Origin of the sequence: Fulvivirga ulvae (assembly GCF_021389975.1) — a bacterium.
Lineage (GTDB): Bacteria > Bacteroidota > Bacteroidia > Cytophagales > Cyclobacteriaceae > Fulvivirga > Fulvivirga ulvae.
Map to the genome: position 1 here is coordinate 995,678 of NZ_CP089981.1, position 24,848 is coordinate 1,020,525.

Consider the following 24,848-nt stretch of genomic DNA (forward strand, 5'->3'; position numbering starts at 1 on the left):
TTTAAAGATTTATTTTATTCCCATCCCGAATTTTGTATCAACACTCCACTTGAACGCGTAACCTGATTCTGAGGGATCATTTGAAAGCCTCTGGTATCTATTACGTTAGCTGCCAGGATAGATTTATCAGCCGGCACTCCACCATTCATAACTGTAGTCTCTTCCGCAATTGCTTCTGCTGCTACATTAACTCCCTGGCGTAGAAGGTCCCAGTACCGGATACCTTCAAGGGCAAATTCCAATCTCCTCTCTTTCATTATGTTATTGAATGTAGCCGGAAGTGATGTCAGACCAGCCCTGTCTCTCACCTCATCAAAGTAGCTTTGAGCACTGGCGCTTCCCAACTCTGCCGCCATTAGCAGTACATCTGCATAGCGTATTACAACATAATCCTGGTATTGGCCGATCTGAAAATTTAAAGCTCCGTTGGCTACCGCTACATCGGTTCCATCCGGGTTGGCCAGCGGTATATATTTCTTACCGGTGTAACCGGTATATTCTCTCTGATCTTCATTATCAAAATCCAGTCCCTCTTCTTCAATGGCAATGATGGAAGCTTCTTTTCGGACATCTTCATCGTCATATGTCATATAAAGGTCAGGGCTTACCGTACAGGCTCCCCACCCGCTACCGTAAGGGCTGAAATACTGGCTTCTGAAGCCCAACAGGACTAACCAATGGTTTCCATCCGTATTGCCATCGTAATCTGAAGTAATGTTGTATTTAATAGCGAATACCGTTTCTGCATTATCCTTACCAGCGTATGTTGTAGTAAGGCCTTCTCCTTCCGGTGCTGAGGATGCAGCTGGCCATAGATTTTTAAAATCCTCTATTAAACTGTAAGAGCCTTTTGCAATAACATCTTCGAGCCCTTGTAATGCCTGAGCTTTTGACACCACTCCTACAAGGTCACTACTTCCATAATATCCGGTGTAGAACAAAAATACTCTGGCCAGATAAGCTTTGGCTACCCATTTATTTACTCTTCCGGGCTCTACAGTTTCACTTCCATTTTCTGCTGCGAATTGTAGATCTTCCGCGATCAAAGTGTAAATGTCATCAGCCTCTGCCTGAGGTATATTTCCTGTTGTAGGTTCAGTAACTAAAGGTACTTTTTCCCAGATTCTCACCATATCGTAGTAGCAATAGGCTCTTAAAAACCTGGCCTGTGCCTCTATACTGTTACGATAAGCGTCATCACCTTCCCAGTTGATCTGATCAATCTTTTGGAGGAGTACATTAATTCTGTAAATCGCCTGATAATAGGCTACCCAGTTAGCATTCAATATGTTGACCTCCCCTGTAGATACTGACAGGTCAAACTCATCAAGTACCCTGAAGTTCAGCCCATCGTTATTACCGGTACCTCCAAAACAGTTGTCAGATAAAACTTCTGATAAAACCGGAAATGCTACGCCTGATGCATACAATTGCTGTACACCATCGTAGCATCCGACAATGGCCAGTTCGGCGTGTTCTTTGGTTTGATAAAAGCTGTCATCGGTCAAAGTAGTTTTGGGCTCAGTATCCAGAAAATCGTCTGTACAGCCCGCATTAAAAACTATGACCATCAATACAAGTAGATATTTATTTAAATTCTTCATAGCTATTCAGGTTGTTAAAAATTCACATTTAAGCCCAACATGTATGTCCTTGGCCTTGGGTAGAAGCCCAGGTCAACTCCTGAAGAACCGGTTTCCAGGCCGTAGCCTACCTCCGGATCCATACCATCATATTTTGTGAAAACATAGGCGTTTTGAACTGTTGCATATAGCCTAAGCTTTGTAAAGAAATTGATCTTCAACAAGTTGGTGAAGTCATATCCCAGTGTAATGTTATTAATCCTAAAGAAATCTCCATCTTGAACAAAAAGATCTGAAAACTGATAGTTTACATTAGTCTCGGTTACACGAGGTGTGCTGTTTGAGGTACCTTCACCGTGCCACCTGTCGAGTATGGCGGTTGTATAATTGGCATAGGTATTTGAATGGTTTCTATAAGATTGTACAATTTGATTTCCTGCTACTCCATAGCCAAGCACTGAAAAATCAAAACCTTTATAATCCAAACCAAATGACAAGCTAAAAGTATAATCAGGATTAGGGTCACCAACCATCGTTTTATCATCATTGTTAATGACACCATTATCATCGCGATCTACATAAATAACATCACCTGGTTGTGCATTTGGTTGTATAAGGTCTCCTTCTGAGCTTCTGTAAGCGTTCACCTGTTCCTCAGTCTGGAAGATACCTGCCGTTTCCCAACCCCAGAAATAACCAATAGGAAAGCCGGTCTCTGCTCTATGGTAAAATTCTCCGGCGTTATCATACAGCATATTTTCAAGACCATGAACAATACCATCACTTGTTGGCACTTCTTTCACCTCATTTTTGTTTTTGGCCCCGGTAACATTTACAAAGTAATTGATATCCCCTATCTGATCTTTCCATGATAAAGTAAGCTCAACTCCGGTATTTTCTACAGTACCGCCGTTGAAGAAAGGAGGCAATGCTCCATCGGTGGCGAACCCTGGTTTTTCCAGAAGCCAGTTTTTTGTGGTCTTTTTATACCAGTCAGCATTCACATCCAGTTTGCCATCAAGCAGAGCCGCATCAAGGCCAATGTTTAACTGCTCAGAGGTCTCCCATTTTACGTCTGTATTAGACAAACGCGATGGATAAGCACCAACAGTATTGCCACCACCATCATAGTCCGCCGAGCCAAAGTAATAATTGGAAGAGCCTACTTCGATAGGTGTTATATATTGAAAAGCAGCGATTGAAGCATTACCAACCTGACCCCAGCTCGCTCTCAATTTCAGGAAGTCAATCTTATTCTCTAAGTTCAGGTTAGACCAGAAGTCCTCTTCGGATATCACCCAACCTGCTGATACAGAAGGAAAGTAACCCCACCTTTTACCATCAGCAAAATTGGCAGATCCGTCAGCCCTGAATGTGGCATTGAGCAGGTACCTATTTTGATAATCATAGGAAACCCTTCCAAAATAGGATAGTAGCTTGTAGGGATCGAACGGGCCTCCGCCTAATGACAGATTAGCCAGATCAGTATTTGTGGCATTATCTATATATGCATGATCAAGGTCTGAAAAATAAAGCTTTGAATTGCTTGCATTCACAAAAGACCCCTCATTAGTATAAGCTGACGTACCGCCTAAAACAGTAATATTATGACTGCCAAGTTCCAAATCATAAGTAACAATATTATCCCAGGTCAAGGCAAGCCCCTTGCTCATGCTCTGGTTAACCACATCATTCAAACGTTGTGCGTAAATCGACAGCTCATATACCGGCTGATATCCGCGGCTTTCGCTAACGTAGTAGTCATAAGCAAAACGGGTCCTGAATTTAAGGTTTTTAATAGGACTCAACTCCACATAAAAGTCTCCAAAGATCTTCTGGTTGTTGTTGTCATTTTGGTTATTCAAGATCATAGAGGCGTAAGGGTTATTCTCTCCTGTTGCCCATGGCTGCCATTCCACGCCGTTATACATTACCCCTTTGCCGACACTGTTGTTAAGAAAGTTGCCGCTATCATCATACATCGGTAAAAAAGGACTGGTATTAAAAGCTCCCCGAAGTGAATTGTTATATTGGTTTCCAACAGAAATGCCGTTCTTTTTAATATACGATCCGGTGAGGTGCTGGCCCAGCTTCAGTATACCGTCAAAAAACTTGTGCTCTGTATTTAGTCGCAGTGAATAACGCTCATAATTAGATACATCCGGACCACCAACAATACCCTCCTGTCCGGTGTATGAGGCTGATAAAGAATAGATAGAAACATCATTTCCACCATTCAGCCCAAATGCATAGTTCTGCATTACGGCATTGTTGTACATCATTTCATCGATCCAGTCAGTGCCCTCTCCCATAGCAGCTATTTCATCGGTCGTGAAATAAGGTACTTTGCCTGAGTTAATGGCTGCTTCATTCATGATTACCGCATACTCACGACTGTTGAGCATCCTGATCTGTTTTGAAGACTCCTGCAAACCATAGTAAGAATCAAACGTAAATCGTGTCTTACCGGCAATGCCCGATTTCGTGGTGATCAATACCACGCCATTGGCAGCCTGAGCACCATAAATAGCAGAAGATGCCGCATCTTTCAGTACATCAATGCTTTCTATATCGGCTGTGTTGAGATAGGAGATGTCTCCGGTTTGAATGCCATCTACAACATATAAGGGACCAGAGTTATTGATTGTACCGGCTCCCCTAATGGTCACTTTGAGGCTTTCCCCTGGTTGACCAGATGTGGCCGCAATATTAACACCTGATATTTGCCCTTGAAGACCTTCCAAAGCTCCGGTGGTACTGAGTTGATCGATCTTATCTCCTTTTACCTGCCCGGTAGCTCCGGTGAGCAATTTCTTTTGTTCCACACCATAACCGATCACTACTACCTCTGCGAGTTGGGTAATATCTTCGGACATCTCCACATCTATAACCGAGCGACTACCAACAGCTATTTCCTGGGTTTCAAAACCAATAAAGGAGAAAACAAGGGTAGCGTCGGGACTCGGAATACTCAGCGAGTAGTTTCCTTCAATGTCCGTAACTGTACCTATGTTGGTATCTTTAACGATAACACCGACGCCAGGCAGGGCATCACCCATGGCTGAGATCTTGCCCCTGACGTTGTGCTGTCCTAATGCCACCTGATATAAGCAGAGTGACATCATCAATAGTAAAACTTTCTTCATATTACATATGCTTTTAACTTGGTTGAGATAATCATTTAGAAAAATGATCTAAAACGTTTCCAGCCATTTCGGCAAACGTTTGCGATGTACAATGTAGGAAGATTGGCGTTTTAGGGGAGGTATCAAATGTTTCCAATGTGTCCACTATAGGTTAAGTGGGTCGATCCACTGAAATTCCTCCATAGATTAGTGATATTTTAGCAGGTATCGGAGCGTTATCTATGGCTGCCAGTGATGTCAATCAAGGTTTAAATGGGGTGATCGCGGGCATTTTTTCCTAGATTATCCCTGCCTGGATGCATATGCAGACGGGGGTACTTTATAGGCTGCTTTAAAATGTTTGGTAAAATACTTTCTGTTGTTAAACCCAACTTTATATGCAACTTCGGCTACTGTCAGCTGGCTTTCTCTCAAAAATTGCGCTGCACGCTGTAGTCTTATTTTACGAATGAACTCGATGGGTGTGGTACCCGTTAAGGATACGAGTTTTTTATAAAGGTGTACCCGGCTAAGTCCTAGTTCGCGGCTGAACATCTCCACGGTAAAATCAGGATCTGAAATATTTTCTTCTACCACCATTATAGCATTTTGAATAAGCTTATCATCCAAAGAGGTGATTTCCATTTCACTGGTCTCTACACTGATCTTCTTTTGATAAATCTCTTGTAGCACTTTGCGCTGCAGGATAAGGTTTTTGACTCTGGATAATAAAATTTCAAAATTAAACGGCTTGGTGATATAATCATCAGCACCTAGCGACAGTGTCTTAATTTGCTTATCTTCGGCAGAGTCAGCTGTAAGTAGTACTACAGGAATATGTGAGGTGCGTGTATCATTCTTAAGCTTTTCGCAAAGCTCAATACCATTAAGTTCCGGCATCATCAAATCGCTAACAATCAAATCCGGAAGACAGGAAAGCGCCTTTTGCCAACCTTCCCGGCCATTTCTTGCTTCCATTACTTTAAAATGTACCCCCAGATTGTCCTTCAAATAAAACCGAAAATCCTCACTATCCTCCACAAGTAATATGAGAGGGGTCTCTTCATCATGTATATGCTCCGGCTCATGGCATTCAAGTGTGTTTTCTTTTTCGCTACCTTTAATTTCCTCCTTAATGGCTATATCCACCTTTTGCCCCACTTCTTCCATGGGTATGCTCACACTAAAACATGTTCCTCTGCCAGGCTCACTTTCTACTGTTATCGTGCCTCCGTGGATTTTAACGAATTCCCTGGTAATAGCCAATCCTATACCGCTCCCCTGATTAATCACACTTCCAGGTACATCATTTCTAAAAAATCGTTCAAAAACTCTCTGCTGCTGCTCCTTTGGAATACCAATGCCGGTATCACTTACCTTGATCTCGACCAGTTTTATTCCTTTTTCTTCATCATAGCAGTTCACATCAACGCCAATACGGCCACTTTCAGGGGTAAACTTGAAGGCATTCGATAGCAGATTGAAAAGGATCTTTTCGAGCTTATCCATATCAAATGCAACATGCAGCTCATCCACTTTTGTGTGAAAATGGAGTGTTACATTTTTATTTTCGGACAAGTCTGAAAAAGAATGCACGGACTCTTCTATAAACTTAATGATATTTCCCTCTGAGGTATAAAGTCCTATTGAATCCACTTCGAGTTTACGGAAATCCAGCAACTGGTTGAGCAGGTTGAGCAGCCTGCGCGCATTCCGGTTTATCATCTGATATTGCATCTTCTGATACTGGCTATGAGCGTTGGCCATGAGCTTTTCCAAAGGCGCCAGTATGAGTGATAATGGGGTACGAAACTCATGACTCAGGTTGGTAAAGAACCTGATCTTCAAAAGATCTAACTCATGCATCTGTTGTGCTTCTCTGCGTGCCTGTTCTATCCTGAATTTTACTCTTTCACGTTGAAGTATCTCTCTCCTGACTATATACAATATTGCTAATCCCAGCATCACATAGAGTGCATATGCCCAGTTGGTTTTCCAAAAAGGAGGGAGAACAGATATCTTAATACTGGCAACATTCTGATCATTCCAAACTCCATCATTATTAGAGCTAAGTACTTTAAAAGTATAACTTCCCGGATCAAGGTTTGTATAGGTAGCTCTCCTGGTTTCATCTGCCATACGCCACTGATGATCAAAGCCTTCTAACTTGTACTTATATTTGGTTTTACCTGGATGCAAAAAGCTTATGGCCGCAAATTCTATTGAAAACACATTTTCATCATGCTTTAAAGTGATCTCCCTGGTAAAGGAAATTGATTTATCAAGTATTGCTCTGCCTTGATTTAGCTCTCCTGCGCCAAGACTCCTATTGAACAGCTGGAAATCTGAAAAAACGATCTTTGGAGCATTCTCTTTAATTTTAAGTTCATTGGGATCGAAAATATTAAAACCGTTAGCTCCTCCAAATATCAACTCTCCTTTATGTGTTCTTAATGCGGCGTTCTCATTAAAGACTTTCCCCTGAAGTCCGTCACTCTCATCATAATTTACAAACCTAACCTGCGAAAGATCATTTGGTCCGTCTATCACCAGATTGAAAATACCATTGGGCGTGCTAAACCACATGTTGTGATCATTTTCCTCCAGTATGGTTAATATGGCGTTATGCGGAAGCCCGTTGTCAGCGGTAAACATTTCCAGAAGCGTACCCTTCTCATTGTAAACATACAGGCCTTGCTGAGTCCCAACCCACATGCGGCCCAACCCATCTTTATATAAGCTGATTACCGTATGGGCCGGCAGCAAATATGGTACGTCGGGGTTTTCGCTATTTTGTTTAACTTTATTGGTGGACAGGTCTATAATATCTATTCCGTCACCTCCACCAACCCAAAGGTTGCCTTCAGCATCTTCAGCTATAGCCTGAATATATGTGACATGCAGGGTAGTATCTGACCCTGTTTCGCTAAATTTATAATGTGTAAACTCATTATCTCCTTTTTTGAGTTTGTCCAGCCCGCCGGTTAATGTACCTACCCACAAGTTGCCCCTCGAGTCTTCAAATAACTCCCAAATATTATTGTCGGCTATGCTCGCAGGGTTTTCAATATCTCTCTGATAGCGCCTGAAATGTTTTCCATCAAATTGGTTGAGACCTCCCATATATGTACCTATCCATAGGGTATTGGATTTGTCGATCAACATACTTACGATTACATCACTACTAAGGCTCCTGGGGTCGGCAGGGTTGGCTTTATATTGTGTAAATACATTATCTGTCCGGTCAAAGTAAACCAGCCCGCCACCATTTGTTCCAATCCAAATATTGTCTTTAGCATCTGCTACGAAGCGATTAACATCATCATAAGGCAGGCTACCGGGCAGGCCGTGTTTGTAATGAGGAAATCTTCTGATCTTCCCATGGTAATAGTTTACACCCTTTTTGTAGGTCCCAACCCAGATAATATCCTGATCGTCTTTGTACAAACAGTATATACTATTGTGCGAAAGGCTGTTTTCTATTTCCGGATTGTGCAGCAAATAGCTGATTGTTTGGGTCTCCTTATCCAAGATATTGATCCCGCCATGATCCGTACCGATCCATATTTTACCATCTGCACCCTCAACAATCCCTGTTACAAGGTTGGTATTGAGCTTTATTGGGTCGGAATCCCTGGTATAGTTGATTATTTGCCTGGCATTTGATTTGAAGCGGAATGCACCATGATCCTCAAATGGCAAATAAATCCAAAGGTCGTTGTCTCTGTCTATGATCATTTCAAAGTTTCGCAACTGACCTTCAAACCGATCGGCAAGATAGTGGTACTGCTCAGTAACTTTCAATGATTTTCCATCCACTTTCTGAAGTAACCCGCTATTATGAATAACCCATATGTCTCCCTTGCTGTCTTGGCGAACAGAGGACACAGTGTTGGACCCTATTGAGTATTTCAGGCCTTGCCCAAAGTGTATTGATGTATTGTCCTGGTTATTATAGCGAATCACACCCTGATCCAAAGTGATGAACCAGTAGACGTCTTCGGCTGTTTTAACAATATTGGTTATCACTGCATCCGGCAGCCCGTATTTCCTGGTATAGTTGGAAATATTCTGATGAAATATCTCCAGTTTAGGATCGTACACGTTAACGCCCTGCGGTGTGTTGATCCAAATATTTCCTTCAGGATCTTCGAAGAGGTCTGTTATTATTGTTGAATTAACTGTAGCGGTATCCCGGGGATTGTAGGTGAAATTCTTAATAGTATAACCATTAAAAAGGTTAAGCCCGGAGGAAGTTCCTATCCAAATATACCCCCGGCTGTCTTTGAGAATGCAGTCAACCTGTCCATGAGACAAGCCATCCTTTACATCCAGGTATTCGAATTTAAAAGGTATCGGCATTTGCGGTTGCGAAACTAATTGACCCGCCAGCAAACTAAGTTTTACAACTATTAAAATGAGAATCCCTGCCTTCATCTGTCTATTAAGATTATTAGAAATATTAGTATCCTAATGCAAATAAAAAAAGCTCGTCAAGTTCAAACCTAAATTACAATTGTATACCCTTTGATACTTAAGAACATAACAATCTTTAGGATGAAAAAAACTCCTTAGCCTCTTTTAGGTGTGGCTATGGCCTCGGATTTATGGGGCAGGTCCTTGTTTATCCGGGCTACCGAAAAGGTATGCCGGCAAGGTTTTGGCCATTACCACCCTAAAGCCAGAAAAAGATACCGCAAGCACCCTCTCCTAACCCGGTAATTCACATACATGCACTGGCCATTACAAGGTAACCCTTCGCTTCATCGTAAAAACCACGCCTGTACAGTACGAAATTTTATATCAAAACGCTGCCACTCACTGGTTTCTTAATTGCCGGTAAGTTCAGCCACATTTTCTTCAACAAGCGCATTGTAAACCAGGTTTTCAAACTCTTTAAACATCTCGTTTGAGCCAAAAAGCACCTGACTTAACATTATTGCGACCAGATCATTTTCAGGATCTATCCAAAAAGTAGTGCTAAACGCCCCTCCCCAATAATAAGTACCGGTGGGCTTCACGGGATGCATTTCAGATACTTCAAAACCATATCCAAAACCAGAATCTGCCCAAGGGAAAGAAACTGTATCCAGTTGGTTTGTATGCATCATTTTAGCGGTCTCTGGTTTCAGTAGTTGTACACCCTGTAATGTCCCGTCTTCCAGCAACATTTCGCAGAAAATAAAATAGTCTCTGGCTGTCCCGCTCAGGCCACTTCCTCCCGAATAATAAGAAGATCCCTTTACAGGGAAGTTTCCATCGTACAACTTACCCATTTCATAAGTATATGTTATTCGTCCACTGTCATTTAGCATATACGTATCTACCAATCGCGGTGCCTGTGTCTCGTCCAGGAAGAAATCAGTATCTTTCATCCCCAGAGGTCCGGTAATGTTTTTTTCAAAATAATCAGCAAGGCTCATACCGCTGGCAACTTCAACCACACGGCCCAACACATCAGTACTGAGACCATAGGTAAATTTCTCGCCCGGATCATGGACCAATGGAAGTTTTCCCAATGCGGCCATTTTATCCTCAAGCTTAATATCCAGATGTGTTGCAAGGTCCGGTATATCATATTTCGCCATAATGGTGCCATTCACCTCAGGGGTAATGAACCCATACGGAATCCCGGCAGTGTGAGTTAAAAGATGGTATATGGTTGGCTCTCTCCGTGCAGGGCGGCTCTCCCAGGTTGTGTCCTCTTTATGGAAATCGGTAAGCACTGCACTATTGGCAAATTCCGGGATGTACTTGGATACAGGGTCATTGAGGTTTAGCTTACCCTGTTCATATAATTGCATGGCGGCCACAGAAGTCAGAGGCTTTGTCATAGAGGCCATTCGGAAGATATGATCCTTTCGGTAGGGCTCCGAACGCATAGAATCACTCCAACCAATCTCGGTTTCGTAAACAATTTTTCCACCTTTGGCAATAAGTACAACTGCTCCGGGAAACCCCTGTTTTTCCACATACTGCATAACCAGTTCATCAATCTTTTTTAAGCTGTCAGTAGTTAGCCCCACTTCTTCGGGCTTGGCAAAGGATAAAATTGGGGTGTGCTTTTCCGCATCATTTTTATCTGACTGTGCCTCTTTTGAAGAATGCTGAGAGCATCCAAAAAAAACTAAACTGGCAAATGCAACGTAGGATAGAAATCTTAAACTTAGTTGAGGTTGATTCATTAAATACTTATTACGTCGGCGCAATTTATTAAAATATAGTTAATATCCAATTGGTAAGGTGCTGGCTCACCACTGTTTACCCGGCACATACCGGACACTGGTCATCTGCAGCTATACACCGGATCACCTGCTTTTCTTCCCTTTCCTGCCTGCTCTTTCAACCCCTGTTAGTTCTTCCTGTTCGATGATAGCCGTTAATATTGCAGTTTGACCGTTATCCATTCTGGTCCACATGGGTACTATTCTGCCATCGTGAGCTGCTATGTTAGAGTAGTCGCCAAAGAAATATTCTGCATCTGGTGTGAAAGGAGTTTCGCTGATCTTCTTATTGACAAAGGAATTACCGCCGTCCGTAGAGTAAGCCAGGTAAACATCAGTCCGGAGGTCATCATAATTTCTTCGGTCATAGTATATGATGTAAATGAATCCGCTGGTCTCATCCATAGTCATCCAGGACAGGAACTGGTGCTTGCCCGGTGCGTCATCATTCACACGAACAGGTGCTGACCAGGTGTCGCCATGATTAGCGGATTTCATGAACCAGATATCCGTATCATCTTCCCCATTACGCTGATCAGACCAATTGAGGTATAAAGAACCTCTGTACTGGCTATTGCTGTTATCGCATATAAGTACCGGCATACCATTTGTTCTGTTAAGTCCCGGAATGCTCAATGTCCATCCGCCGGGCTGATCTACTATCATAATATCATTCCTTAGCCAGGTCTTACCTTTATCGAGTGACCTGTCGAGGTATATTTTTTCTCCATACGACCATGCCACGTAAAGTTGCCCTAAAGGTCCTACAGCCGGTACTGCTCCTTCTACAGTATTGTCATCATCAATGCAATCACCCGAAAGCTGGTTTATGCGTACCGGGTCAGACCACTTCTTACCACCGTTGCTTTCTGAAAACAGGATGTTGCTATAGCATGTGGAATCTGCTGATCCATAATCATCAAACTGTGTCCAGCTTACATAAATGCTTCCGGAATTGGGATCGGCCACTGCCCACTCCTTATCCTGATCTTTGGGGTGGTTAAAACCAATAGAAGCTCCATCAGACCAGTTTTCTCCCTGATCTGATGATTTCTGGCATACGATCCTGTCCAGTATTTCTTCACTCTGCCAGTTTTCCCCGGTTGGGTCCGACAAATGGAAATAGTAAAAATCCCCTTTTCTGTCAGATATTACCACAGGGTCACCCCACACCCCCATAGTTGAGGTTAGCCTGTTTTTGGTCCAGGTCTTCCCGCCATCTTTAGTCACGTACACTTTATCCAAAATAGCCGATCCTACTATATTATTACGGTCTTTATACGAGATAGCCACGCTAGGCTCAGCCGGGGCTCGGGTTACAGAGTCCTGCCTGTCAAGAACTATATTCTTAAATTGGCCGTAGGCGACGGGGTGTATGAAAATTGTGATCAGAAATAAGCATAAAATGTATCGCATAGTTGATAAATTAGTTAAACAAATATACAATTGCCTTTAAACTGTGCAACAGGATGGCTTGTTGTTAAATTAATTATTAATTCCGGGAAGATATAACTAATTGTATGGGACACGACCACGGACACCATCATGGCCACCACCATCATCACCATGGGGTTAAAAACCTTCGGGTAGCTTTTTTCCTTAATCTGGGTTTTACAGTCATTGAGATTATTGGTGGCCTGCTTACCAACAGTGTGGCGATACTCTCCGATGCGCTGCATGACCTTGGTGACAGCCTCAGCCTGGGACTTTCATGGTATTTTCAAAAAATTTCGGGAAGAGGTCGCGACAAAACGTTTTCCTATGGTTATAGCAGGTTCTCCCTGTTGGGTGCTGTCATTAACTCTGTGGTATTGCTCACCGGATCGGGCATAATCATCTATGAGGCCATACCTCGCCTTTTTAACCCGGAGCAACCTGATGCTGAAGGCATGATGTACCTCGCTATACTTGGTATTGTGGTCAATGGAATTGCTGTACTCCGATTACGAAAGGGCTCGTCGCTAAATGAAGAGGTTGTATCCCTTCATTTGCTGGAAGATGTTCTGGGCTGGGTGGCAGTGCTGATAGGTTCGGTGGCAATGAGGTTTTATGACATACCCATTCTTGATCCTATTTTATCCTTGTTGATCGCCTCCTATATCCTTTACAATGTATTTGGAAATATTAAAAAGAGCTTCAGGATCATACTCCAGGGAACCCCAAAAGGTGTGGAAATTGATAAAATCATAGCTGAGATCAATAAAAATCCTGAGATTAAAAGTGTACATGACTGCCACTTATGGTCTATGGATGGCGAATATTATATTTTCAGTGCACACCTTGTAGTTGCCCGGGAAAAAGGAATGGCAGAACTGGCCGAGATAAAAGACCGGGTCAGGACCTTGTTAAAATCATTCTCTATAGAACATGCCACCATCGAGTTTGAAACTGAGAGCGAATCGTGCGAACTTGAGCATTGTTAGTCTTAAAATATAGAGGTTCCTGTTTTGGTAGTGAAAAGCTCCAGGGCTTTCATGCCCGCCAATGAATTGCCCTTTTTGTTCAGTCCCGGGCTCCAGGTTACAATGCTGTACTCATCTGGTAGTATGGCAGCTATACCTCCTCCTACTCCACTTTTACCTGGCAAACCTACACGGAAAGCAAATTCTCCGGCTTCGTCATAAAACCCACAAGTCTGCATAATAGCTGTTATTCTCTTAAACTGGCTTTCAGTAATGTACTTTTTGGTATCTATCACACCACGGCCATGATTGGCAAATACACGAAATGCCCTGGCCAGCTCACTACAGGTCATCTCAATGGAGCAAAATTCAAAATACAGGTCGAGTACCTCCTCCACATCATTTTCAATATTCCCAAATGATTTCATCAGGTTGACCATGGCCGCATTTTTAAAGCCGTGCTGCTTTTCGGAACCAGCCACTTTCATATTGCAATAAATTCCTGAATTCCCTACCAGGTCACGTACATATTCCAAAAACTCAGTACGAGGATCCTCAAAAGAGGATATCATCATATCCGTGATTACCAGCGCACCGGAATTGATAAATGGATTGCGCGGTATACCACATTCATGCTCAAGCTGCACGAGAGAATTAAAAGGATCGCCTGAGGGTTCCACATCCACTCGTTCGTATACTTTCTCTCCTAAATGAGAAATAGTAAGCGCCAACATAAAAACTTTTGAAATACTTTGTATAGAAAACTTTTCATGAACATCGCCCACTGCATATGCATTATCCTCAAGTGTAAGCAGGTAGATCCCGAATTTACCAGCGTCCACATTGGCCAGTTCCGGAATATAGTCTGCCACCTTCCCCTTATCGAGCAAGGGCAGTACCTCCTGGTGTATCTCTTCCAGTATCTTTTGATAGTCCATATAATGTGAGTTTTTCAGCCGCCGACAGGCCGCTTCAAAAGTAGGAAAATATAAGAAGCGAACAACTAAAAAGCCCCTTCCTTGTACGAAAGAAGGGGCCAGGGCATATGACTAAATAAAAAGTATGCTGTTACTTTTTATATATATCCACCGGAATGTTCATCGATTGGTCTTCACCAACTTCCACAACTGATGAGCCATAAACGGTAATTTCGGCCTTTTGAAAATCGGATTCATCCGCTTTATAAATATTATCCACATACTTCTGAGGATTACGATCTATATAAGGGAACCACGTGCTGTGGATCTGGATCATAACTTTATGGCCTTTTTTGAACGTATGCAGTATGTCTTGCAATGGAAAATTAACATCTTCCACTTCTCCGGGCTTAAATGGCTCAGGCTCGGAAAAACTATTCCTGAACCTACCCCGGAATACCTCATGCCTTACCAACTGCTGATATCCTGACATCACTACATGTTCAGGGGTTATTTTACTTGGCTTGGCATCTCCCGGATAAACATCAATCAGTTTAACCACAAAGTCTGCATCGGTTGAAGACAGCGCCACTTTAAGGCGGGCTACGATTTCACCTGCCAGTGTCAGATCCTCGCTGAGCACATCACTTTCAAAGGTCAGGACGTCCGGCCTTCTGGAGGCATGCCTCTGATCATCTGTCATGAACCTTCTTGGTGTAAATGTTACTGATTCTGTTTCCGACGTGTAAGGCACCGGGTTGTCAGGATCGCTGATGTATTTGAAAGTTGCTTCTTCATCCGTTTGCTCATTGATCAATAGCTTTCCGTTTTTCGCAAAACGCAATTTCACCGGAGGTATATCCTTAGGAGGCCACACGGCAAACTCCTTCCAGGTTTTAAGCCCGGTATCAAACATATAAGCTTCGGGTAAGTCAAGCTGGCCTTCGCCTTTCAGATGATGATTAAAAAACGGCCTTTCGATATTCTTCTGATAAAAGGTGGACACGCTATCACCATAGTAGATATGGTTTACCGCCTGATAACCTCTTTCCCTCGCCCAGTCACCATGGCTCCATGGACCCATCACTATACTGTTTTTAGCTTTGGGGTTGTTTGCCTCTACCGTTTTATAAATATTCAGCGGTCCGTAAAGGTCCTCTGCATCGTACCATCCTCCTACTGTCATTACAGCATGGTCGATACCGTTCAGGTGTGGTAGTATATTTCTCTTCTGCCAAAACTCATCATAGTTAGGATGCTCAACGGTCTGCTCCCAAAAGAAATCATCAGGATAATATTGCTTTACATTTTTCAACGGACCAAGGTTCATGTGAAAATCATACCCGTCAGCAGTGTTGCCTGAAGCCTGTAGTTTTGTCCACTTGTCCATATACCAGCTTTCAGTGGTAGGTTCTGTCTGATGTCCGAAAACGGGGTAAGCAAACAAGTAGCTTTGCAGGAATGCTCCCATATGGTGGAAATCATCAAAGAAGAAATCCGCTATTGGTGCCTGTGGAGAAGATGCCACCAGGGCTGGGTGAGCCTCAGGAAGAGCCGCTGCAGTATAATGCCCAGGATAGGAGATTCCCCACTGTCCTACTTTGCCATTGTTATTCTTTATATTCTTCAACAGCCACTCTATGGTATCGAAAGTATCCGAGCTTTCATCTATATCTTTCTTATTCTTAGGGTTGTTCCCTTTGATGAAAGGCCTCATGTTGTCATAGTCTCCTTCTGACATCCATCTTCCACGTACATCCTGATAAACAAAAATATACTTATCACGCATCAGGTATGGAGAGGGCCCCAGACTTTTCTTATAATTATCCTCACCGTACGGAGCTACACTGTATGGGGTACGTTGCATCAGGAAAGGATACTTCTTTGACTTATCCCTGGGTGTATAGACGGTGGTAAATAGTTTGGTACCGTCTCTCATAGGTATCTGGTATTCGTGCTTATCGTAATTGCTCCTTACGAAAAGAGAATCCTTATCCTGGGCTTTGAGGTCAACACTAAAAGTGGCAAACCCAAGAAAAAGGGCTGCTACTAAAATTCTAAAGTTCATATCAATTCGATTTGTTATAATTGGTTTTTTTAATCCTGCCTATACGAACGACCTACTTCTGTAAAGGTTCATAATCTTTAAAAGGGGAAAGATCAAGTTTTTCTATTTCCTGCCTGTAATTTTTCCATTCCGTTTCAAAGAAAGCGTTGACATCCTTCAAAGCTTTTTCAAGTTTGGCTTCGGCCTGTTCTATCAGTCTTTTTTCGGTATCTCCGGGCACTGTCAGTGAAGACTGGATATAATAGCCGGCAATTCCGAGACGATCACCAATATCGGGAACCGGAGCTCTGATTATACCCTGCTTCTTGCTATTGTCCTCACCCACAAACGGAATGAATAAGGCTTCAATTGAATCTTTCACGGCGTTACTTTTCTCTATTGACTCTTTAAAAGCTTCCTTATCCTTTTCATTCATCTTTTTTATAAAGCCCTCAACTATTTCCTTAGATTCTGCCAGCCTCGCAGTCGCTTTTCCGGCCAGCTCCTGGTAGTTTTCAATCTGTTTCAGTGAAGTTCTTTGGGCCTTAAGTACTTCGGTAGACATTTCTACCCTGGGGTCAAACCTCACATTGATGGTTGTAGAGTCGGAAATATCCCCGAAAGTCATTTTCAATTTATATGTACCGGGCATAACACTCACACCTCCCGGTTCAGATTTATTTTTCCCGGGTTTTGCCCTGCCCGGGCCGTTCACACCTTTTTCATCAAGCCCCCAGTACATCCTTTGGATGCCGTTTTCTTTCGGTGCCTTTTGCTTCAGGGTCCTGATCAATTCGCCTTTTTGATTGAAGATTTCTAGTGCCAGGGAATCATAGGCCACTTTCGTGGAATCTTCAGGCACTTTTTCCTCCACTACATCTTTCTTTTTATTTCCCTTTTTTTTGCTGGCAGGTTCTTCCTTCTTTGCCTCTTCCTTCTTTTCAGGTTTATTGATCAGGTAGGTTATCATGGCACCGGATTTTCTGTTTTCACCACTATAGATAGCATCAGCTGCGAATCTCGTTCCTGTAGGTTGCTGGTTGAGTGTCAGGTATGCATCGGGTGCTTTGAAAACGTCTAATTTCTTATTTAATACCTGCTGCCCCTCATTGGCTATAGCCCTAAGCGGCCTGATGTCATCGAGTACATAGGCAGCCCTGCCATAGGTACCAATAACAAGATCATGTTCTCTGGGATGGATTACCAGGTCCATTGTGGGTACCATTGGGTAACCATTGGTCCATTGAGTCCAGTTTCTGCCTTCATCAATGCTCACATAAAGCCCACCCTCTGAGCCGAGAAACATTAGCCGCGGCTCAACAGGATCCTGTACAAAAGACAAGGTATAATTCCAGACCTGGCTCTCACTCACCATACTCTGCCACGTATTTCCGTAATCTGTAGTACGGAAAAGATAGGGTTTGTAATCGGAGTTTCTGTAATTATTGACCACCACAAAAGCCTCTCCTGCACTATAGGTAGAAGGTTTTATCTGCGCTACCCATCCAGCCTTAGGCATGCCGGTGATCTTAGGGGTCACATTAGTCCACGATTTACCACCATCCCTGGTTAACTGAACAAGACCGTCATCTGTACCTACCCACATCACGCCTTGCTGTAAAGGGCTTGGCGAAATGGCCAGAATAGTAGTATTATTCTCTGCACCGGTAGCATCCATGGTAAGCCCCCCGCTCTCATCCTGTTTCTGCTTTTCAGGATCATTGGTAGTCAGGTCAGGGGATATAATTGCCCATGTACTTCCTTTGTCTGTGCTTTTGTGTACAAACTGGCTACCGAAATATATAACAGCGTTATCAAACGGATCCTGTGCGATGGCGGCGTTCCAGTTGAACCTCAGCCTGATATCCGCGTCGGGATGTGTAGGCTGAATAAACCTCTGGTGGCCTGTCTCCCTGTCGTACCGAACCACATATCCCTGTTGAGCCATGGAATAGCCGTACCGGGAGTTATCAGGATCCGGAACAACATCAAAACCATCACCAAAAGAAATCTCCTGCCAATAGGAGTTCCTAATTCCCTGCGACTTCCATACATACGCAGGCCCGACCCATGAACCATTGTCCTGCATGCCCCCATATACATTGTAAGGGTACTCCATATCAACATTAATGTGGTAGAACTGAGCTATAGGTAGGTTCTCAACAAACCTCCAGGTTTGCCCGCGGTCATGTGTAATATTAAGACCTCCGTCATTGCCATCAATCATAAAACTGGGATCATTGGGGTTGATCCACCAGGCATGGTGGTCAGGGTGAACGCCACGGCTGGTACCATAAGCAGGCATAAGCTGGGTAAATGACCTGCCACCATCTTCACTCACATTTACATAAGTGAATATAGTATATAGTCTGTTTTCATTTTGGGGATCAACGTAAATCTCAGAGTAGTAAAAAGGCCTGTTGCCTATCTCATTGGTATCTTCATTGATCTTCTTCCATTTATAACCGCCATCTTCTGACCTGTAAAGGGCATTCTTCTTCGACTCTACCAGCGCATAAACCCGTTTGGGATTACTTCTCGATACGGCCACCCCTATCCTGCCCAGATCACCTTCAGGTAACCCGTCTTCATCAGTAAGCTTCTTCCAGCTTTTTCCTCCGTCGACAGTCACGTACAAGCCTGAGCCTGAACCTCCGGAATGGAAGGTCCATGGTTTACGTCTGTGCTCCCACATGGCAGCAAAAAGTTTATTAGGGTTTGTCGGATCCATCACCAGGTCGGCTGCTCCAGTTTTTTCATTTACATAAAGCACCTTTTCCCAGGTCTGACCACCATCAGTTGTTTTATAAACACCTCTTTCCGGGTGTTCACCCCAGGGAGAACCAATGGCTCCCGCGTATACTACATCCGGATTGTCCGGGTGAATCACGATACGGTGAATATGCCGCGTCTTCTCCAGCCCCATCAGGTTCCATGTTTTACCTCCATCAAGCGATTTATAAATGCCAAATCCGCCGTTTAGGCTGTTCCTTGGATTACCTTCTCCCGTTCCGGCCCATACCACGTCGGGATTGTCCTGCTGTATAGCTACAGCACCAATGGACATTGACTTAACCTCATCAAAAACCGGCTTCCAGTCTACACCTCCACTTTCAGACTTCCACAAGCCCCCTGAGGCGGTACCGGCATAAATAATATCAGGCTGGTCGTACACGGCATCAATCGCCGTTACCCGTCCGCTCATCCCTGCAGGCCCGATGCTTCTGGGTTTCATCTCTTTAAACTTCTCTATGTCAAGCTTTTGAGAGAATCCCCGGGCAGTAAAAAGTAATATTGCTGTGACCACAAAGAGATGGCCTCGAAATGATTTTAACATGTTTATATGAGTTTGGATCTTTAATTAAAGATGCTGAGATGATTAACTTAATACAAGCTTTAACACAGAGAAGTCCGTAGCAATTTTATAAAAGGTTAAAATCTCCTGCTACGCGGTAGCTGCATATACCCGGTGAGGCTATCACAGAAACTCCACTTCTTTAAAATTAAATTGCTTCAGTCCCTTGTAAGTCTCTACCTCCAGTAGCCCCTGCTCCGTGACACCCGTTATTCTACCCTGAAAAACCTCCTTATCTTTGTACAGGTGGTCTTCACCGAAGCGATACATATTATTAAGATATTCATGTCTGAGGTTACCTGTTTCTCCTCTTTTCAGTTGAAGATATCGCCTTTCCAGGTGTTCGCACAGCGAGCTTAGGGCTGTTTCAAGGTCATATATTTCACCGGTTATTTGTGCAAGTGAAATTGCTTTGTTTTCAGGGAATTTCTGCTGGTTGATATTTAGCCCTATACCTGTAATGGCATATTCAATTCTGTTATTTTTCAATACATTTTGAATTAAAATACCACAGACCTTTTGCTCCTTGTAGTATATGTCATTAGGCCATTTAACCTGGAAGCCATTTTTTATACTATTCAGATAATCAATAATCCCCAGTGAGATGATTATGTTGAGATTAAACTGCTGAACTATTGACAGGAAATTTGGCTTTAATACTAAAGTAAATGTAAGATTTTTGCCCGGCTCTGTTAACCACGCATTACCACGTTGCCCTTTACCTGCTGTCTGGTTACTGGTGATTACAATTGTCCCTTCAATAACCGGATGTTTTTCAAGCAGATGGGCGGCTTCATCATTTGTAGAGTGACAAGTTGGCAGGAAAATGATCTTTTTGCCCAGAAATAATGTTTTGGCAGGAATTTTATACAAGTATTTTTGTTAGTTTTGTTTAGTATATTTCAAAGATAATTAATGAATGTAAATAAAGATTTAGCTCCTTCCGAAAAATTGAGTCATGCGGTGGTGAGAGGTATGCAGGAGAAAAAAGCTTCCAATATTGTAATAATGGATTTGAGAGAGGTTAAAAATGCAATAGCAGATTTTTTTGTGGTTTGCTCAGGTAACTCTGATACCCAGTTAGATGCAATTGCAGACTCTGTTGATGAGATAGTTTCAAAAGAACTTGACCAGGATCCATGGCATCAGGAGGGTAAAAACAATAAAGAGTGGATGTTGCTGGATTATGTAGATGTAGTAGCCCATATCTTCAAAAAGGATAAACGTGAGTTTTATGCTCTTGAGAACCTTTGGGGCGATGCTAAAATCGAAGCTATTGACGACGGAGCTTAAAGAGAACTTAAATAGATAGATAACGTTAGACAGTTGATGTTGAGCAATTTTTTTTAAACAGATATGCCAGATAAGAAGAAAAATATTATTCCTAATAAACCTCAAAAGCCAAATTATCAGGTATGGGTTATCGTGATCCTGATCGCCGTGATATTTGGTATAATGATATTCAACCAGTCGAGCACGCTGGTACCTATCACCATGAATAGGTTTGAGAGTATGATGGTCAGCAATGATGTGCAGAGAGTAGTGCTTATAAGAAATCAGAAATACGTTGAAATTACCTTGAAGCCTGAGGCACTTGATAATGCCAAGTACAGAAATGAACTTGAAACAAGTAGCCCTTTTGGTGTAAGCTCCGGGCCTCACTACAAGTTAAATATAGGTTCGGTCGACAGTTTCATATCCCAGTACCAGGAGCTGAACGAAAAGCTGCCATCTGATCAGCAGGTAGACTATGAAGTGGATGACAAGTCAGATATCACTAATTACATCTTCCAGTGGGGGTTCTTTATATTTATTCTTTTCGGGTTCTGGTTCCTTATGCGCCGAATGACTGGTGGCGGTGGCCCCGGCGGACAAATATTCAATATTGGTAAATCAAGAGCTGCATTGTTTGACGCGGAAAATAAGGTAAAAATCACCTTTGACAACGTAGCTGGCCTTGACGAAGCTAAAGAAGAAGTAAGGGAGATAGTAGAATTCCTGAAAACACCGAGCAAGTTTACCAAGCTCGGCGGCAAAATCCCTAAAGGTGCCCTCCTCGTAGGCCCTCCGGGAACAGGTAAAACTTTATTGGCAAAGGCCGTTGCCGGTGAAGCCGCTGTACCTTTCTTTACACTTTCGGGTTCTGATTTTGTGGAGATGTTTGTGGGTGTTGGAGCTGCAAGGGTAAGAGACCTGTTTAAACAAGCCAAAGAAAAAGCTCCTTGTATCGTATTTATTGATGAAATTGATGCTATTGGTCGCTCCAGAGGTAAAGGGCAGATGCCAGGCTCAAACGACGAAAGGGAAAATACACTAAACTCACTATTAGTTGAGATGGATGGCTTCTCTACAGACAGTGGTGTAATAATACTTGCTGCCACTAACCGACCTGACGTACTAGACTCGGCATTGATGAGACCCGGCAGGTTCGACCGTCAGATAAGCATCGACAAGCCGGATATAGTAGGGCGTGAGGCAATATTTAAGGTGCACCTTAAGCCTTTGAAACTGGGCAAAAATGTTGACCCTAAAAAACTGGCTGCTCAAACTCCCGGTTTTGCAGGGGCGGAAATAGCCAACGTGTGTAACGAAGCCGCACTGATTGCTGCACGTAAGGATAAGCCCGCTGTTGAAATGCAGGACTTCCACGATGCCATTGACAGAGTAATCGGTGGACTTGAAAAGAAAAATAAGATCATCTCTCCGGAAGAAAAGAAAATTGTGGCTTACCATGAGGCTGGTCATGCAGTGGCAGGATGGTTTCTGGAGCATGCCGATCCCTTGGTTAAGGTGAGTATCGTACCAAGAGGTGTTGCTGCATTGGGATATGCACAATACTTACCAAAGGAGCAGTTTCTCTACCAAACTGAACAATTGATAGATGCTATGTGTATGGCACTGGGAGGCAGAGCTGCAGAAGAGATCATCTTCGACAAGATATCTACCGGAGCCCTTAGTGACCTGGAAAGAGTGACTAAGATGGCATACAGTATAGTATCTGTCTATGGTATGAATGATAAAGTAGGTCATGTATCTTTTTATGACTCCAAGCAATCTGACTACAGCTTTACCAAACCATATTCAGAGGCCACGGCAGAAACCATTGACCAGGAGGCAAGAAAGGTTATAGAAGATGCCTTCCAAAGAACCAAGGACCTGCTTTTGCATAGAAAGAAGGAACTGGAAATAGTAGCCAAGGAACTGTTGGAAAAAGAGATCATCTTCCAGTCTGACCTGGAAAGGCTCATTGGCAAGCGACCATTCTCGCACCCTACCAACTATGAGGCCTTTACCAACGGACAGGACAAGAAGGAAGAAGAAGGTCATAAGCCTTCCAGTATGGGTGGCTCATCCGCACCTGAGGAATCTACAAAACCTCTTGATACTGATTCTACGAAAAAAGATATATAAAGCATAACCATGTTTGAAAAGAGGCTGTTTTGAAGGCAAAATCATTTTATGATTGGCTTTTGAAGCAACCTCTTTTTATTTTAGCGTTCTTACAAAAAGATATGCCGCACACCATAGATACTCTAAGTGGAAAGAAAATATACTTTGCTTCTGATTTCCATCTGGGAGTACCCTCCAGGAACAAAAGCCTGGAAAGAGAACTAAAGATCGTAAGATGGCTGGATCAGATAAAGTCTGATGCTCACTCCATTTATCTGCTCGGAGATATCTTTGACTTTTGGTTTGAATACAAACATGCTATCCCAAAGGGCTTTATCAGGCTACAGGGTAAACTGGCAGAAATAACAGATGCAGGCATACCCGTAATTTTCTTTACCGGTAATCATGATATGTGGATGTTCAATTACTTCACTGAAGAACTGAACATCCCGATTTACCGCAAGCCTAAACAATTGAAAGTGGGTGATAAGAAACTGCTGATTGGGCACGGAGATGGCCTGGGGCCTGGAGACCATACCTATAAACTTTTGAAAAAGATATTTAGCAGTAAATTATGTCAGTGGTTATTTGCAAGAATACACCCCAACACTGGCATCGGCATAGCCAATTTCTGGTCAAGAAAAAGCCGGATCAGCAGCAGTGGTGAAGACGACCACTTTATGGGGGACAAAGAATTTCTTTGGCAATATTGTAAAGAGGTGGAACAAAAAGAGCACCACGATTATTATATTTTCGGCCACAGGCACCTGCCTCTGGATTTGGAAGTAGGTAAACACAGCCGCTATTTTAACCTGGGAGAATGGGTCAACTACCAGACATACGGCATTTATGATGGGGAAACATTTGAGCTTCATACTTTTGAAAAGGACAGCCACTAATCTGTTTTTGTTCACGGCCTGCATCACATTCCATGTATCAGGCTTTGGACAGCAGTTAATTCCGGTTGACTCCACAATCATAGACACTCCTGTAAGTGCATCCATTGACCGGCTGAACCATATCTACATTGCAGATAAAAAAGGCAACCTTAATCAGTATAGTAATACCAGTCTTATTCAGACCTTCTCTCCGCAGCAAACAGGCAGCATAACCCTGGTAGAGGCATGGAATCCATTGAAAATCTTTGTTTTTTACGCCGACTTTCAGGAATATGCCTTTTTAGACAGGTTTCTTTCTGCCTCCCAACGATTCAAGGCCCCGGAGCTCTCCCGCTTTAGTGGCATGATGACCATGAGCACTGATAACAATCTTTGGATTGTCGATTATATCAACTTTGGCCTGCGAAAGTATAATATCAGCTTTGGTGACTACACTATCAATACTCCGTTTGACCTCATCCTTGACCCTGACAAATATGAAATAACCTTTATCAGGGAGTATCAAAACCTGGTTTTCATCAGTGATAAGAACAGTGGTATCCTGGTATTTGATAATTTGGGCAACTACCTAAAGAAAATACAGGTAAAAGGTGTGAGCCATTTCAGCTTTACAGGCGATGACCTGTACTATATCGCAGAGGGTGCTCTCATCAGTACCAACATTTATTCCGGCAAAAAGTCTGCACTTCCTCTGCCTAAGGAAGCATTATTTGCCTTTTTGTACGAGGATAACAAGCTTGCCCTGGTATCGGAGAATATGCTAACCGGTTATTTAATTAAAGAAAAATAAAAATACCCCTATTTGGGGGATTCGCCGCAGCTATTTATTTCGGATATTGCTTTCAAGTTCTGATTGATTCAAAAAAACTTCCCTATATGATGCTCCGCAAAGTACGAGGGAAGTTT

At 42.9% G+C, this 24,848-nt stretch carries 14 protein-coding genes; 5 read left to right on the forward strand and 9 right to left on the reverse strand.

Annotation, left to right across the window (positions count from 1 at the left end; genetic code table 11):
* Positions 1–14 precede the first annotated feature (14 nt).
* From LVD17_RS04255 to LVD17_RS04275, 5 genes are all read right to left on the reverse strand, one after another.
* Positions 15–1,604, reverse strand: coding sequence for a RagB/SusD family nutrient uptake outer membrane protein (locus LVD17_RS04255; protein WP_233764973.1), 1,590 nt, complete (start codon positions 1,602–1,604; stop codon positions 15–17).
* A gap of 14 nt (positions 1,605–1,618) precedes the next feature.
* Complete coding sequence (locus LVD17_RS04260) at positions 1,619–4,729, reverse strand: SusC/RagA family TonB-linked outer membrane protein (protein ID WP_233764975.1); 3,111 nt, start codon at positions 4,727–4,729, stop codon at positions 1,619–1,621.
* 282 nt (positions 4,730–5,011) lie between these two features.
* Positions 5,012–9,145 (reverse strand): hybrid sensor histidine kinase/response regulator transcription factor, encoded by a 4,134-nt coding sequence (locus LVD17_RS04265; protein WP_233764976.1) that lies wholly within the window; start codon positions 9,143–9,145, stop codon positions 5,012–5,014.
* A 392-nt stretch (positions 9,146–9,537) separates the two neighbouring features.
* The gene (locus tag LVD17_RS04270) at positions 9,538–10,893 is read right to left on the reverse strand and encodes a serine hydrolase domain-containing protein (protein ID WP_233764977.1); all 1,356 of its coding nucleotides are present in this window, start codon (positions 10,891–10,893) and stop codon (positions 9,538–9,540) included.
* A gap of 123 nt (positions 10,894–11,016) precedes the next feature.
* Complete coding sequence (locus tag LVD17_RS04275; protein WP_233764978.1) at positions 11,017–12,348, reverse strand: sialidase family protein; 1,332 nt, start codon at positions 12,346–12,348, stop codon at positions 11,017–11,019.
* A 104-nt stretch (positions 12,349–12,452) separates the two neighbouring features.
* Here LVD17_RS04275 and LVD17_RS04280 point away from each other — a divergent pair, with 104 nt between their 5' ends.
* Positions 12,453–13,355: a cation diffusion facilitator family transporter gene (locus tag LVD17_RS04280; protein ID WP_233764979.1), complete on the forward strand. Its 903-nt coding sequence runs from the start codon at positions 12,453–12,455 to the stop codon at positions 13,353–13,355.
* Positions 13,356–13,357: 2 nt separating this feature from the next.
* Here the strand turns inward: LVD17_RS04280 and LVD17_RS04285 are convergent, their stop codons facing one another.
* The 4 genes from LVD17_RS04285 to LVD17_RS04300 all read right to left on the reverse strand — a co-directional run bounded on the left by LVD17_RS04285 (position 13,358) and on the right by LVD17_RS04300 (position 20,526).
* Positions 13,358–14,272 (reverse strand): glutaminase, encoded by a 915-nt coding sequence (locus LVD17_RS04285; RefSeq protein ID WP_233764980.1) that lies wholly within the window; start codon positions 14,270–14,272, stop codon positions 13,358–13,360.
* A gap of 130 nt (positions 14,273–14,402) precedes the next feature.
* A complete protein-coding gene (locus tag LVD17_RS04290; protein ID WP_233764981.1) occupies positions 14,403–16,319 on the reverse strand; it encodes a CocE/NonD family hydrolase in 1,917 nt (638 codons plus the stop codon).
* Positions 16,320–16,371: 52 nt separating this feature from the next.
* Complete coding sequence (locus LVD17_RS04295; protein ID WP_233764983.1) at positions 16,372–19,635, reverse strand: WD40/YVTN/BNR-like repeat-containing protein; 3,264 nt, start codon at positions 19,633–19,635, stop codon at positions 16,372–16,374.
* A gap of 141 nt (positions 19,636–19,776) precedes the next feature.
* Positions 19,777–20,526 carry a biotin--[acetyl-CoA-carboxylase] ligase gene (locus LVD17_RS04300; RefSeq protein ID WP_233764984.1) on the reverse strand — a complete coding sequence of 250 codons (750 nt, stop codon included), beginning with the start codon at positions 20,524–20,526 and terminating at the stop codon, positions 19,777–19,779.
* A 42-nt stretch (positions 20,527–20,568) separates the two neighbouring features.
* On the opposite strand from LVD17_RS04300, the gene rsfS reads away from it, so the two are divergent.
* The 4 genes from rsfS to LVD17_RS04320 all read left to right on the forward strand — a co-directional run bounded on the left by rsfS (position 20,569) and on the right by LVD17_RS04320 (position 24,732).
* The gene (gene rsfS / locus LVD17_RS04305) at positions 20,569–20,946 is read left to right on the forward strand and encodes a ribosome silencing factor (RefSeq protein ID WP_233764985.1); all 378 of its coding nucleotides are present in this window, start codon (positions 20,569–20,571) and stop codon (positions 20,944–20,946) included.
* A gap of 63 nt (positions 20,947–21,009) precedes the next feature.
* Positions 21,010–23,064 carry an ATP-dependent zinc metalloprotease FtsH gene (gene ftsH / locus LVD17_RS04310; protein WP_233764986.1) on the forward strand — a complete coding sequence of 685 codons (2,055 nt, stop codon included), beginning with the start codon at positions 21,010–21,012 and terminating at the stop codon, positions 23,062–23,064.
* Between the two features lie 101 nt (positions 23,065–23,165).
* A complete protein-coding gene (locus LVD17_RS04315) occupies positions 23,166–23,942 on the forward strand; it encodes a UDP-2,3-diacylglucosamine diphosphatase (protein WP_233764987.1) in 777 nt (258 codons plus the stop codon).
* The gene (locus LVD17_RS04320) at positions 23,923–24,732 is read left to right on the forward strand and encodes an NHL repeat-containing protein (protein WP_233764988.1); all 810 of its coding nucleotides are present in this window, start codon (positions 23,923–23,925) and stop codon (positions 24,730–24,732) included. The genes LVD17_RS04315 and LVD17_RS04320 overlap by 20 nt, the downstream gene beginning before the upstream one ends.
* Positions 24,733–24,848: the final 116 nt, after the last annotated feature.